Here is a 13,416-nt window from a genome sequence, read left to right as displayed (position 1 = left end):
TATCTCCTTCCTGGCGGTTCGTAATGTGGTCGAACCACTTGCTTTTCCACTCAGGAATGCTTGTTGACATTTTTCCGGCTGGCCAGGGGATGGGCCTGGTCGTAAACCCGGTTGAGGTGATCCATGTTTATATGAGTGTATTTCTGGGTTGTGGAGAGGGAAACATGCCCAAGCAGCTCCTGGACAACCCGCAGGTCGGCACCCATCTCCAGCAGATGGGTGGCAAAGGAGTGTCGCAGGGCATGCGGGGTCACCGTCGTGGCGATACCGGCCCGTTCACCATATCCGCGGATAATACGCTCCACACTGCGGGCCGTGAGCCGGGTACCGCGGCTGTTCAGGAACAGGGCTTTTTTTTCGGCCGTCTGGCCCCGGGAAAGCCGCCCCATGATCAGCCCTTCCCGCTGTTTAAACCACCTCTCGAGAGCCTCGGCCGCAGGGTTGCCAAAAGGTACGATCCGCTCCTTGTTGCCCTTTCCGCGCACAGTAACCACCATGGACTCAAAATCAAGGTCTGCCATGTTGCGGGAAACAATTTCAGACACTCGCATACCGGTGGAATACATTAGTTCCATGAGGGCCCGATCCCGGTCACCGAACCTGTCCTGGGGTCCAGGTTCCTCAAGCAGGGTGAAAACTTCATCCACAGTGAGGAAGCTGGGAATATACCTTGCCTGCCTGGGATTAGCAATGCCGGCCAGGGGATCGTGGTCGAGAATACCAATCCGGGAAAGAAAACGGAAAAATGTGCGCAGGGCAGAGAGTTTTCTGGCCACCGAGGCACTGGCGTTGGTCCCGTACAATGACGCCACAAAGCGCTGCACCTCCCGGTGGCCTATCTGTCCCAGATCGGACACCGGACCAACGGTCTCGAGAAACTCCAAAACATCACGCTGATATCCGGAAACGGTATGGGGTGAATACCCCTTTTCGACCGTCAACCAGTTGATGAAAGCAGTTAACTCGTCCATACACATAAAACAGGAGTTGAAAACCTTGTAGTTACTGTTTAGTATGTATCTTTTGCTAACATGTACGTGAACACGCCGGAACAAGGGCTCTGTTGTCCGCCTCTTCCCCGATACGTATCGGGAAGACAACACATTTCCGACATCCATACTAAACGCGATACACCGCTCCTGCAACCCCGGGTTGCAAGGCTGTCTGCATATGGCTCAAAAAACCTTTGAAAGCGCTCTGCGGCGCCTGGAACAGATCACCACAGAACTCGAACAAGGTGAACTGCCGCTGGAGAAGAGTCTGAAAAAATTCGACGAAGGCATCTCCCTTGTCAGCTTCTGCAGTGAAAAACTTGAAGAAGCCAGATTACGGGTGGACCTTCTCCTCAAAAAAGACAACAACCTGACCACTGTTCCTTTTGAGGACGAAGTGGACAACGGGGACAGGGCATAGCGCGCTGCCTTTACCGGACAAAACCAGCTTTGATCCGGCAGGATTATGCTTATTATGAACGCACCAGGAAAACAGCAGTCCCGGCTGCTGGATACCATAGATTCACCGGACGACCTGCGCCGCCTCGACCTGGAAGAACTCACTGAACTGGCCCGGGAAATCCGCAAAACCATCATCCAGACCGTGGCCACCACCGGCGGCCACCTGGCCCCCTGCCTTGGCGTTGTCGAGCTTACCCTGGCCCTGCACTATGTCTTCGACACGCCCAGAGACAAGCTGATCTGGGATGTGGGCCACCAGGCCTATGCCCACAAGCTGATCACCGGCCGACGGGACCGATTCCACACCTTACGCCAGCAGCACGGTATCTCCGGATTTCCCAAGCGAAGCGAGAGTGAATACGACGTGGTGGAAACCGGTCACAGCTCCACCTCCATTTCCTATGGTCTCGGCCTGGCCACGGCCAAGGATCTCAAGCAGGACCGGTCCCGGGTCATTGCCGTGATCGGCGACGGCTCCATGACCGCCGGGCTGGCCTTTGAAGGACTCAACCAGGCCGGCCACCTGGACAAGGATCTCGTCGTCATTCTCAATGACAACGAGATGTCCATCTCCCCAAATGTCGGGGCCATGTCCAGTTTTCTGAGCCGCAAGCTCACCGGCAAGACCATGACCAGGCTCAAGCAGCATCTTGAAGAACGGCTCAAGTCGCTGTCCTCGGTGGGCGAAAACATTCTCGCGGTCCTGAAAAAGAGTGAGGAGAGCCTCAAGGGATTCTTCACCCCGGGCATGCTGTTTGAGGCTCTGAAATTCGAATACATCGGCCCCATCCCCGGCCATGAACTCGACGCCCTTATAGAAACCCTTGAAAATGTGCGCGAGCATGGTCAAGGGCCGATCCTGATTCACGTGCTGACCACCAAGGGCAAGGGATACAAACCTGCCGAGGAAAAGCCCGGCAATTATCACGGGGTTGGCCCCTTTGATATCACCACCGGCAAACCCAAACCTTCATCCGGACCCATCTCCTACACCAAGGTCTTTGGCAACACCATCTGCCGCCTGGCCCGGGAAGATGAGCGAGTCACGGCGATTACCGCCGCCATGCCGGCTGGAACAGGCCTTGCACCGTTTAGCAAACAGTTTCCCGACCGTTTCTTTGACGTCGGCATTGCCGAGCAGCACGCGATAACCTTTGCCGCCGGACTGGCTATGGAAGGGCTCAGGCCTGTGGTGGCGGTTTACTCCACCTTCATGCAGCGGGCCCTGGACCAGGTTATCCACGACGTATGCCTGCCGAATCTGCCGGTCATCTTTGCCCTGGACCGGGGCGGCGTGGTGGGCGATGACGGCCCGACCCATCACGGCGTATTCGACCTCTCCTTTCTGCGCTACATCCCCAACCTCACCCTCATGGCGCCCAAGGATGAGAACGAACTCCAGCACATGCTCCATACGGCCGTCAAGGCCGAAAGCCCCATGGCCATCCGCTATCCCCGTGGCAGTGGTGAAGGAGTGGAGCTTGATTCCGAGTTCAAAACAATTGAGACTGGACGGGGGGAATTGCTTCGCGAGGGCAGCGATGTTCTGCTGCTTCCTATCGGTAACCGCGTCTATCCGGCCCTGGAAGCCGCAGAGGGTCTGGAAAAGATCGGCGTCAGTGCCGCGGTGATCAATCCCCGGTTTGTCAAGCCGCTGGACAGGGAGCTGATCAGCCACTGGGCAGAGAAGACCGGCCACGTGGTGACCATCGAGGATAATGTCAAAAAAGGCGGATTTGGTTCAGCGGTCCTCCAGCTCTTCAGCGAAATCCACCTCCTGGTGCCGACCAGAGTTCTCGGCTACGGCAACAAGTTCATCGAACATGCGCCTCAGCCTGTCCTGTGGAAAAACTCCGGCATCGACGCGCCCGGTATCATCAAGGGTGCCCTGGAAGTACTGCAACAGAAAAAAAAATAACCGCCCTGCGCACAGCAGCCTTGTCGTCAAGCTCAGGTGGCATCGAAGGCCCCCTCAATGCCTTGCGGAATACACAATTCAACCCCTGCCAGCCGGAAGCATGCCTGGCCTGCAGCTCAACCAGAGTCAAAAACCATGCGCAAAAAAAAAGCACTCATCTTGACCGCAGCATCAATGGCATGGCTTCTGTCTGTCATCCCCGCGTCCGCAGGTGATGAAATTGAGCTTGCTGGAGACATCCTGCAGGTACTTCTCCCGCTCACGGCCGGGGGGATGACTCTGTATAAAGAAGACCGAAAGGGAACAGCGCAGTTTGCCAAAGCATTTATCTCGACCCTGGGCGCCACCTACGCTTTGAAATACTCCATCGACGAAGAGCGTCCCAACGGAGATTCCCGTTCATTTCCGTCCCTGCATACATCGATATCCTTTGCAGGGGCTTCATTTCTCCAGACCCGTTATGGATGGCGATACGGCGCTCCGGCCTACATGGCGGCATCATTTGTTGGCCTGAGCCGCATCGAAGCCGATGAGCATTATCTTCACGATGTGCTGGCAGGAGCAGTCATAGGAATTGCAAGCTCCCGCATTTTTGCCGATGCCTGGAGGGAAGGGGTTGTCATAACTCCTTATGCCGGAAAGAAAAGCTTTGGTGTGTCTTTGAGCGCAAGGTTCTGATTCCGGCGCCGTGTAGCCGTCCACAGCCGGTTTTGACCAGCAGGGACGTTTTCAGACACCGTAATATTCCCGGTACCAGTCGACAAACTTCTGAATACCGTCCTCGATGGAGGTATCGGGCTTGAAGTCTATCTCCCGGACCAGGTCGCTGACATCGGCGTAGGTGGCAGGGACATCTCCGTCCTGCATAGGCAGGAAATTCTTTTTCGCCTTTTTTCCAAGGCAGTCTTCAAGAACCTCGATATAGCGCATCAGCTTTTCCTTGTTGTTGTTGCCGATGTTGTAGACCCGCCAGGGACAGTAGCTGGTGGCCGGGTCAGGCGCGTCGCCGCTCCAGTCTGGATTGGGCTTGGGCAGATGGTCGATCAGGCGAAACACTCCTTCGACGATGTCGTCGATATAGGTGAAATCACGTTCCATGTTGCCATTGTTGAACACATTGATGGGCTGGTCTTCGAGGATAGCCCTGGTGAAGAGAAAAAGGGCCATGTCTGGCCGACCCCATGGGCCGTAAACCGTGAAAAAGCGCAGACCGGTGGTGGGGAGGCCAAAGAGGTGGCTGTAGGTGTGAGCCATGAGCTCGTTGGCTTTCTTGGAGGCCGCGTAGAGGGAAACAGGATGGTCCACATTGTCATGCACTGAAAAAGGCATGGACGTATTGGCGCCATAAACCGAACTCGACGAGGCATAGACAAGGTGTTTGACCTTGTTGTGCCGGCAACCTTCCAGGATATTGACGAATCCCACCAGGTTGGTGTCTACGTAAGAATGCGGGTTTTCCAGCGAATAACGGACCCCGGCTTGAGCCGCCAGGTTGACCACACAATCGAAACACTCATCGTTGAAGAGATCGACCATCTTCTCCCGGTCGGCCATATCGAAACCGACGTGGGAAAACCTATCAAACCCCTCGAGCAAAGCCAGCCTGTCCCTCTTCAGAGACGGATCATAATAGTCGTTGAGGTTATCCAGCCCAACCACGGTCCTCCCGTCCTCGAGCAGGCGCCTGGACAGATGGTAGCCAATAAATCCGGCTGCGCCGGTAATCAGAATCTTTTGCATGCTGGTTCCTTTATGTGCTTCGGATTGACGGCCAGACAGAGTGCGCCTGGCAGGTCTGGCGGGGTAAAGCGGAGTCCGGCCGCACGCACCGGAGGCAGGACTCCGCATTGGTCTTTTTTTATTTTTTTATTTTTTTATTTTTTTTATTTAACGGCGTCAGTCGTCGAAATCGCCCTCGGGTCCCTTGTCGGTGGACAGTTGGGCTGCCTTCTCGCGTATCTTTTCCTCGGTCCATTCTTCCGGTGATTCGATCCGGCCTGTTTTGGGTCCCGGATCAAAAGAACCGGCCTCGAGGATGGTTTCCACTGCATAACGGGCCGTATCATCAGCATTGAAGACCTCGACGAGCATGGTGTAGACAAAGTCTTCCACTCTCCGGGCCATGCGCTCGCGGATGCTGCCTGGCTGACCAAGAATTCTGTTTTCAAAGATGGCGTTGAGCTTCTTGTAATTTCCACCTTTCCAGCCCTGGCTGTCGGCATAGGCCACCATCTTCTGCCAAAGTTCTTCACTCACGCCCTCGCCCTTGATTTTTATGAAGCGGCCATTGTCGTCGAGGATAGCGTTGCCGTAATCGTTGACCATCACACCCCAGGAGATCATCTGCAGAGCGGTGGCCACGTTGGCCTTGGTGGTCCGGGTCCTGGAGGCAATGTCCCGGAGACGTTCCGAGTTGTTGCCGGAGGTACCGTGCTGGGCGCCGGATATTCCGTATCCGGCCAGAGCCTCGTGGATCTCCGCGGTCAACTCCACCTGGATACCGGCGTCGCTTGCCTCAAGGCCATGGGTGGTGCCGTTGTTGAGAGCTATCCAGTCCGGGAAGATGTCGTGAGCGTTGAGCCCCTGGACCAGAAACAGGGCCTCGTCAACCGATGAAAGGCCATACTTGCCCTTGATCTCGCCGACCTCGGTTTCATGGCCTGCCCAACTGGGCACCAGCCGGGCCAAATCGATGGATGCCAGCAGGTTGTCGTCGTCGGGCATATGGGAAGCATCGATGGCGATGGAGGTAATTCCGGCGTCGAACAGGGAAGGAATCTCCTGACGGGCATAGGGCAGGTCATCAGGGCTCTTTATGCCGTAATGGTCGGCGTGGATGGCCACAGGAACCGTTATCCCCAGTTCATTGCACACAGCATCCACCTGGCGGGCGATATTCCAGTAGTTGACCGCGCAGTAGGCATTGGCCCCTCCTTCGGAACGGGCAATTTCAATGATGATCGCTGCCCGGGCCCGCTGGGCGGCTCGCAGGACGCCGCGGATGATGATATGGTTGCGACCGTTGGCCGCCATGGTCATGGCCTTGCCCTTGGCAAGAAGAGCCCGGTCGATGACCTTGCCGCTGACTATCAGGGCGCGTGAGTTGGGAAACAGGGACCGGATATTCGGCGGGCGGCCTATCTCCAGGGCCTTTTCGAAATCAACACTGTAGGGCATGGTTACCTCCTGTTAAACGTCTTTATCTTCACTGTCACTGGCCTGTTCGGCAAACCCGAAAAATTTCCTTTTCCCGAAAACAGCCACCGCAACCACACTGATCTCATACAGGACAAGCAGCGGTCCGGCCATGAGCAGCTGGTTCACCACATCCGGTGTCGGGGTCAGGATGGCGGCGATAACAAAGGCGATCAGTACGGCATACTTGCGGTTTTTACGAAGCAACTCCGGCGTCACCAGACCAATTTTGGCCAGAAAAACCATAAGTACCGGGAGCTCGAAAACCGCGCCAAAGGCCAGCAGCAACCTGAGCGAGAGGGAAAAGTACTCGCTTACCGCCGGCAGGGGGTCGAGAATATCACTGGAATATCCGATAAGGAAACGGAACGCGGGCGGAAAGACGACAAAATAGCCAAAGGCGGCTCCACCCAGAAAACAGAACGTGGAAACAAGGGTAAAGGGTATGAGCAGCCTTTTCTCATGCTCGTAGAGACCCGGGGCAACAAAACGCCATATCTGGTAAAATATAACAGGACTTCCGATCAGAATGCCGCAGACAAGGGCGAGCTTCAGATAAAAAAAAACCCTTCCTGGTACGAGGTGAAGATCAGGGTTTTGCCCTCGGGCAACACCCGGACAAGGGGAAGAAAGAACCAGTCTGATATGGGGCGAATCACACTGTAGGCCCCGGCAAATCCGGCTGCAACCGCTGCAAGAGAAATAAGCAGGCAGGATCGCAGGTCCGCAAGATGCTCGGTCAATGTCTGTTTATCGAGTTTGTCCTGACTGGTCATTATCCAGGGAAGGGTTTGATTTCAGGTGAGATACTGTTCTGATCCTGGCGCTATCATACTCTGTTTACTCAACGATGTAAACCTGTTATAGCAAAGACACCCTTGAGAGCCGACCACACCCTGCCCTGTTTTTGCTTTGACTTGGCCCGTGGCTTGACGCTACACTGCATGCAGCACAACGTTCTCTTTTTCCTTCAAAAAATAAAAAATGACCTCCATACTGATTGTCGACGATGAACGATCCATGCGGGAATTCCTCGGGATCCTGCTGAAAAAGGAAGGCTACAACACCACCACCGCGGCCGATGGCAAGACCGCCCTGGAACTTGCCCGCAAACAGAATTTCGACCTGGTTGTCTCCGACATCCGCATGCCGCAAATGAGCGGCCTGGAACTCCTGGCCGCGCTCAAGGAAGAAAAAAATGACCTGCCCGTGATTATGATCACCGCCTTTGCCTCCCCCGACGACGCGGTCACCGCCATGAAGAACGGGGCGTTTGATTACATCACCAAGCCGTTCAACGTGGGAGAGATCCAGAAGGTCATCAAGGCGGCCCTGAACCGGAAAGGAAACCGGAGTAACGACGACCTCTCCGGGGCCTTTCCGGAAATAGTGGGCGACAGCCCGGAAATGCTCAAGATCTTCGACCTGATCAGACGTATCGCCCCTACACCGGCCAATGTCCTTATCCTCGGCGAATCTGGCACCGGCAAGGAACTGGTTGCCAAGGCCATCCACAAACACTCCAAGGTCGCCGACCAGCCCTTTGTGCCGATCACATGCAGCGCCATCCCGGAAACCCTGATGGAAAGCGAGCTCTTCGGGCACAAGAAGGGGGCCTTCACCGGAGCTATTGCCGACAAGGCCGGCCTTTTTCAGCAGGCCGACGGCGGGACAGTGTTTCTTGACGAGATCGGCGAGCTGCCGCTCATCGTCCAGACAAAGCTGCTCCGTGTTCTCCAGGAGCGGGAGATCATGCCGGTGGGCTCCACCACCACAAAGCGTGTGAATGTCCGTATCATTGCCGCCACCAACAGGGACCTGGAAAAAGAGATCCTCGCCGGCCGGTTCCGCGAAGATCTGTTCTACCGGCTTTCGGTGGTTCCCATCCGGGTACCGCCTCTGCGCGAACGGAAAGGTGATGTCCCCCTGCTGGTGGATCATTTCCTGAAAAAATATTCCCGTCTCCTGGACAAGGAGGTCCAGACAATTTCCTCTTATGGTCTGGAGGTATTGATGCAGTATGATTTCCCGGGCAACGTCCGCGAACTGGAAAATATCATCGAACGCGGAGTGGCTCTGGAATCCTCCAACATCATCCTGCCCGAGAGCCTGGTGCTCTCCCAGGGCGGCAGGACAACGAGCACTCCGCCTTCCGAATCCCTCTTTGTTGCGGCCCGCGACGAGGAGGAACTCTTTTCCCTGGGCATGGAAAACATCCTCGTCAGCCTGGAGAAAAAAATGATCCGTCACGCCCTTGATCGGGCCGGCGGTTCCAAGATGAAGGCGGCGGAACTTCTGAAGATCAGTTTCCGTTCCCTGCGCTACAAAATCAAAAAATACGAGATCGACTGATCTCCAGGAACGGCCCCATGCCCATGCGCTGCAATTTTTTCAAGTCTCTGGCACCCTCACCGATCCGGGAAACCCGTGAACAACTGCGCCAGCACATCCTCTGGTTTCTGCTCATACGTATCGTTCTTTTCACCCTGCTGCTGAGCACAACCCTGATAATGCAATCCCAGGGCCATGAACTCATCATGCCCCCAACCAGATATATTCTGGCATTCATCTCCATTGTCTTTATCTACACTGTCGGTTCAGCCGCCATTCTGCAGCGCAGCGAGCTCTCCCTGGTCCGGTTCGGAACCATCCAACTGCTTTCAGATACCTTTTTCGCCGCCCTGGTGATTTATGGCACCGGTTGCAGCCAGTCTATTTTCGCCCCGGTCTTTATCCTGCCCATCATTGCCGGCGGGCTCATCCTCTACCGCATATCAAGCCTGGTCACTGCAGCAGCCGCCACCCTGCTCTTTGGTATCATCCTGCTGGCTGAATATTTCGGCCACCTGCCCTTTTATTACCATAATACCGTCTACCAGCCGGTTTCCTCACCGATTATCAGTGCCAACATCTTCGCGGTCTACGGTACCACTTTCTTTGTAACCGCCCTGTTAAGCTCCATGTTGGCCACGCGGCTGCGGACCGCCCAGGAAGCCCTGTCGGAAACCTCGCTCCAGCTCGACCGCCTTTCTCTGCTCTACAAGCAGATTTTCGATGACATCAACACCGGAATCATAACCGTGGACAGCCGCGACCGTATCACCTCTGCCAACCGGGCGGCCCGGCGTATCACCGGCTTTGAGCCAAAAGAAATTATCGGCCTGCCCTTTGCAACCGTCTTCCCCGCCCTTCAGCTTGAAAGCAGCGGCCGACACGTTGCAGACCTGCGTCGCAAGGACGGAAACATGATCCGGGTGGGATACAACTTCTCCAGCCTGCACATGCCCGCTGACACAGGAGATTCACCCTGTACCGACTGCAAGGTCATCACATTGCAGGATATCAGCAAGATAGAGGAGATGGAAAGGCAGATGCGGGAAGCGGAAAAGATGGCCGCCATCGGTGAGCTCAGCGCCTCTATCGCCCATGACTTCAGAAATCCCCTGGCCGCTATTTCCGGTTCGGCCCAGATTCTCGCCATGGAAGCCAATGAGAACTGCAATACCACCATCCAGACCCTGGCCACAATCATCGAGCGTGAGTCTGCCCGAATGGCCAGGACGATCAACGAGTTTCTCCAGTTTGCCCGACCGGCCCCCCTGCAGTACGAGTGGTTCAATCTGGGCAACCTGGTCCGGGAGTGCGTACATCAACTGCAGCAGAACAGAGAGGAACAGTCTGCCTGGCTTATTGAGCTGGACATACCAGAACACCTGGATGGCTGGGGTGACCGGCAGCAGATCCAGTGTATCCTCATGCACCTGATGGAAAACAGCTGCGCAGCCTCCAGTGAAACCCGTAACCCCATTGTTGTCCGGGCCGGAGAAGAAAAAGAAGAAGGAAAAAAGATCTGGTTAGAGGTGGTGGACCAGGGAAGCGGGATGGATCCGGAAATTCGCGAACGGATTTTCGAGCCTTTTTTCACCACCAGGGAAAACGGGACCGGCCTTGGCCTTGCCATTGTCCAGCACATAGCCAAAAACCATGGCGGCAGTGTGGAAATCATCAGCAGCCCTGGCCAGGGATGCACGGTGCGGATCATTCTCCCCCTGCCGGAATCGTCTATGCCGGAACCTTCATGACATCGGCACCCAGCCCCTGGAGTTTTTCCACCATTCGTTCATACCCGCGCTCAAGATGATATATCCTGGTGATCTCTGTGACTCCGGTCGCGGCCAGGCCGGCGATGACCAGTGAGGCCGAGGCCCTCAGGTCCGTGGCCATGACCGGCGCTCCGCACAGCGCATGGCCGTGACATCCTTTTACCACCGCACTAGAACCGTCAATGGCAATATCAGCCCCAAGCCGTTGAAGTTCGGCCACGTGCATGAACCGGTTTTCAAAAATCGTTTCATGGATGATCGAAACCCCGTCAGCCAGGATCATCAGGGCCATAAACTGGGCCTGAAGATCGGTGGGAAACCCTGGATAGGGCATGGTCCGTATGTCGACGCTACGCAATCTCTTCTCGCAAACACCGTTTCTTTCAGGGAAACGGACCGTGATGGTTGTCTCCCCTTCCTCGATCTCCACGCCTGCACCGCGTAACTTTTCGGTCAAAGCCGGCAGGTGGCCGGGGATACAGTCGGTCACCGTCACTTCGCCACCAGTGGCGGCCACGGCGATGAGCCAGGTTCCGGCTTCAATCCGGTCCGGAATGATACGGGTCTCGGCCGGACAGAGGTTATCCACTCCGTGGATGATCAGCCGATCCGAATCCCTGCCCTCGATTTGCGCTCCCATTGCGGTCAGCATATCGATCAGATTACCGACCTCCGGCTCCCGGGCAGCATTCTTGATCGTTGTCGTCCCCCTGGCAAGCACGGCCGCCATAAGCACGTTTTCTGTTCCGGTCACCGTGGGAGTGTCAAAATAGACAGTGCCTCCCTCAAGTCGTCCGCCGGCAGTGGCCTCCACGTAACCTTCTGCTATGCGGGCGGTGGCTCCCAGATGCTCAAAGCCCTGGAGATGCAGGGTTATGGGACGCAGACCGATGGCGCAGCCGCCGGGCAGGGAAACCCGGGCATGGCCGGATCGGGCCAGCAGCGGGCCAAGGACCAGTACCGATGCCCGCATGGTCTTCACCAGGTCATAGGGGGCCTCGGCCCCGGTCAGGGACGAGGTATCAATCAGTACGGATCGCCCTTCCCGCCGCCAGCGGGCACCCAGTGTCTCCAGCACCTTGAGCATGGTCCTGGTATCACGCAGATCAGGAACATTGTGCAGTACATGTTCACCTGGAGCAAGAAGAGTTGCTGCCATGAGAGGCAGAGCGGCGTTCTTGGCCCCGCTCACAGCAACCTGGCCATGGAGCGTCCTGCCGCCGCGAATCACTATTTTATCCATTGACAAGTAACCTGTACGGAGTGGCTGACTGCCGGAACTCCTGTGAAACTTTGCAAACACCCAATTGCATCACCCCCTGCTCTCAAAAAAACTTGTTGCAGCCCAACGGTTACAGGATAATTCAAAAAAACCTCATTGAAACAAGAAAAAAAATATTATAGCCTTGACTTCAAATGACACCAAACAACACTCAGCGTAACTGCTCACAGGAGCTTCGGCAGATTGGAGCAAGGGAAGGCTTGTCGCGTAAGCGCTTACCACTCAGCAATCAAGTTCGTCAAGCAGATCAGGAAGCGAATCGAGATCTTTCTTCATCACGTGGGTATAAATCTCGGTGGTTTTGACATCGGAATGACCGAGAAGCTCCTGTAATCTGCGGATATTGACCCCTTTTTCCAGCATATGGGTGGCAAAACTGTGACGCAGAGTGTGGCAACTGGCTTTCTTGGTGAGACCGGCTCGACGGGCCGCCCGCTTGACCGCCTTTTGCAGCCCCGATTCAAGCACGTGATGTCGGCGCTCCACGCCTGAACGAGGGTCCAGGGAGCGCTTCTTGGACGGAAAAACATACTGCCAGCCGGTCTCTCTGGCCGCATTAGGATATTTCCGAGCCAGGGCCTCTGGAATGTATACTTCACCAAAACCATCTTCCAGGTCCTGGTGATGGAGCGCGACCACGCGAGCAATATGCTGTTGCAATTCCTCGACTAGATTGGGAGGCAGGACCGTCACGCGGTCTTTGCCACCTTTACCGCCACGGACATAAATCTTTCTCTGGCCGAAGTCGACATCCTTGATACGTAGCCGCATGCACTCCATCAGGCGCAGACCTGAACCATAGAGGAGCCGCGCCATAAGCAGATGGATACCGTTCATGTGCAGAAAAAGCCGCTGAACCTCTTCCCGGGTCAGGACCACTGGTAGCTGCCTCGACCGTTTCGCTCTCGTGGGCTCGATACCCTCCAGAGGCTGGAACAGTACCCGGCGATAAAGAAAGACCAGAGCGTTCAATGCCTGACGCTGGGTCGAAGCAGAAACCTTGCCCTTGACTGCGAGATGAGAAAGGTAACGCTCCACGTGTTCAGCCCCAAGCTCCCGCGGATGGGTCTTTCCGCCATGAAACTTGATATATCGGACGATCCACTGGCAGTACGTGCTCTCGGTGCGATAGGAATAATGATAATATCGAAGAACCTCACGCACCTGGTCCATCAAACGGAGCTTTGGATCTGGCCTGAAGCCTTGTTGGTTTTCCATAATATGTGTTTAATATCACGACACATGGAAAACAGCAAGAAAATCGTAATAAGCAGATAAAAGAAATTCGATTTTTCCCCTTTTTGCTCTTGATATAGATCATACATGGAAAGAAAGGGCGCCTATTGCGTCCAATATGATGGAAAAAGTCCATATATTAACACTGTTATGGCTAAATGAAATACAAATGAGGAAAGCATGAGTGCAGAGTATTTTTTTAAAATCGACGGACCCATTCTTGAAGAT

General features: G+C 55.4%; 10 protein-coding genes and 1 pseudogene. 5 read left to right on the top strand and 6 right to left on the bottom strand.

The genetic code is table 11. From position 1 onward, the window contains the following. Positions 1–50: 50 nt before the first annotated feature. On the bottom strand, positions 51–971 hold the full coding sequence (gene xerA / locus ACXJJY_RS00370; protein WP_456384497.1) for a site-specific tyrosine recombinase/integron integrase: 921 nt from the start codon (positions 969–971) through the stop codon (positions 51–53). Between the two features lie 199 nt (positions 972–1,170). Here xerA and ACXJJY_RS00365 point away from each other — a divergent pair, with 199 nt between their 5' ends. From ACXJJY_RS00365 to ACXJJY_RS00355, 3 genes are all read left to right on the top strand, one after another. Then, entirely contained in the window at positions 1,171–1,413 is a 243-nt protein-coding gene (locus ACXJJY_RS00365; protein WP_456384495.1) for an exodeoxyribonuclease VII small subunit, read from the top strand. A 45-nt stretch (positions 1,414–1,458) separates the two neighbouring features. Beyond that, complete coding sequence (gene dxs, locus ACXJJY_RS00360) at positions 1,459–3,372, top strand: 1-deoxy-D-xylulose-5-phosphate synthase (protein WP_456384493.1); 1,914 nt, start codon at positions 1,459–1,461, stop codon at positions 3,370–3,372. A gap of 135 nt (positions 3,373–3,507) precedes the next feature. After that, positions 3,508–4,050 carry a phosphatase PAP2 family protein gene (locus ACXJJY_RS00355; protein WP_456384491.1) on the top strand — a complete coding sequence of 181 codons (543 nt, stop codon included), beginning with the start codon at positions 3,508–3,510 and terminating at the stop codon, positions 4,048–4,050. Between the two features lie 51 nt (positions 4,051–4,101). On the opposite strand, the gene ACXJJY_RS00350 is transcribed toward ACXJJY_RS00355, so the two are convergent. The 3 genes and pseudogenes from ACXJJY_RS00350 to tatC all read right to left on the bottom strand — a co-directional run bounded on the left by ACXJJY_RS00350 (position 4,102) and on the right by tatC (position 7,343). Then, entirely contained in the window at positions 4,102–5,112 is a 1,011-nt protein-coding gene (locus tag ACXJJY_RS00350) for an NAD-dependent epimerase (protein ID WP_456384489.1), read from the bottom strand. Between the two features lie 156 nt (positions 5,113–5,268). Beyond that, entirely contained in the window at positions 5,269–6,549 is a 1,281-nt protein-coding gene (locus ACXJJY_RS00345) for a class II fructose-bisphosphate aldolase (protein ID WP_456384487.1), read from the bottom strand. Positions 6,550–6,561: 12 nt separating this feature from the next. Then, positions 6,562–7,343: pseudogene (tatC, locus tag ACXJJY_RS00340) on the bottom strand (twin-arginine translocase subunit TatC). 208 nt (positions 7,344–7,551) lie between these two features. On the opposite strand from tatC, the gene ACXJJY_RS00335 reads away from it, so the two are divergent. Next, positions 7,552–8,919 (top strand): sigma-54-dependent transcriptional regulator, encoded by a 1,368-nt coding sequence (locus tag ACXJJY_RS00335; RefSeq protein WP_456384485.1) that lies wholly within the window; start codon positions 7,552–7,554, stop codon positions 8,917–8,919. Between the two features lie 17 nt (positions 8,920–8,936). After that, a complete protein-coding gene (locus ACXJJY_RS00330; RefSeq protein WP_456384483.1) occupies positions 8,937–10,649 on the top strand; it encodes a two-component system sensor histidine kinase NtrB in 1,713 nt (570 codons plus the stop codon). Here ACXJJY_RS00330 and murA read toward each other — a convergent pair. Together murA and ACXJJY_RS00320 are read right to left on the bottom strand one after the other, a co-directional pair. Beyond that, on the bottom strand, positions 10,630–11,913 hold the full coding sequence (gene murA, locus ACXJJY_RS00325) for a UDP-N-acetylglucosamine 1-carboxyvinyltransferase (protein WP_456384481.1): 1,284 nt from the start codon (positions 11,911–11,913) through the stop codon (positions 10,630–10,632). The genes ACXJJY_RS00330 and murA overlap by 20 nt on opposite strands. A gap of 261 nt (positions 11,914–12,174) precedes the next feature. Beyond that, the gene (locus ACXJJY_RS00320; RefSeq protein ID WP_456384479.1) at positions 12,175–13,125 is read right to left on the bottom strand and encodes an integron integrase; all 951 of its coding nucleotides are present in this window, start codon (positions 13,123–13,125) and stop codon (positions 12,175–12,177) included. Positions 13,126–13,416 lie beyond the last annotated feature (291 nt).

The organism is Desulfolithobacter sp. (assembly GCF_054025815.1).
This window is presented reverse-complemented; position numbering and strand designations above follow the sequence as displayed.

What these genes read in the sequence shown, in the direction of transcription:
- xerA (WP_456384497.1), bottom strand. Translation starts at nt 971, where the DNA reads ATGGACGAGTTAACTGCTTTCATCAACTGGTTGACGGTCGAAAAGGGG.
- ACXJJY_RS00365 (WP_456384495.1), top strand. Translation starts at nt 1,171, where the DNA reads ATGGCTCAAAAAACCTTTGAAAGCGCTCTGCGGCGCCTGGAACAGATC.
- dxs (WP_456384493.1), top strand. Translation starts at nt 1,459, where the DNA reads ATGCTTATTATGAACGCACCAGGAAAACAGCAGTCCCGGCTGCTGGAT.
- ACXJJY_RS00355 (WP_456384491.1), top strand. Translation starts at nt 3,508, where the DNA reads ATGCGCAAAAAAAAAGCACTCATCTTGACCGCAGCATCAATGGCATGG.
- ACXJJY_RS00350 (WP_456384489.1), bottom strand. Translation starts at nt 5,112, where the DNA reads ATGCAAAAGATTCTGATTACCGGCGCAGCCGGATTTATTGGCTACCAT.
- ACXJJY_RS00345 (WP_456384487.1), bottom strand. Translation starts at nt 6,549, where the DNA reads ATGCCCTACAGTGTTGATTTCGAAAAGGCCCTGGAGATAGGCCGCCCG.
- ACXJJY_RS00335 (WP_456384485.1), top strand. Translation starts at nt 7,552, where the DNA reads ATGACCTCCATACTGATTGTCGACGATGAACGATCCATGCGGGAATTC.
- ACXJJY_RS00330 (WP_456384483.1), top strand. Translation starts at nt 8,937, where the DNA reads ATGCCCATGCGCTGCAATTTTTTCAAGTCTCTGGCACCCTCACCGATC.
- murA (WP_456384481.1), bottom strand. Translation starts at nt 11,913, where the DNA reads ATGGATAAAATAGTGATTCGCGGCGGCAGGACGCTCCATGGCCAGGTT.
- ACXJJY_RS00320 (WP_456384479.1), bottom strand. Translation starts at nt 13,125, where the DNA reads ATGGACCAGGTGCGTGAGGTTCTTCGATATTATCATTATTCCTATCGC.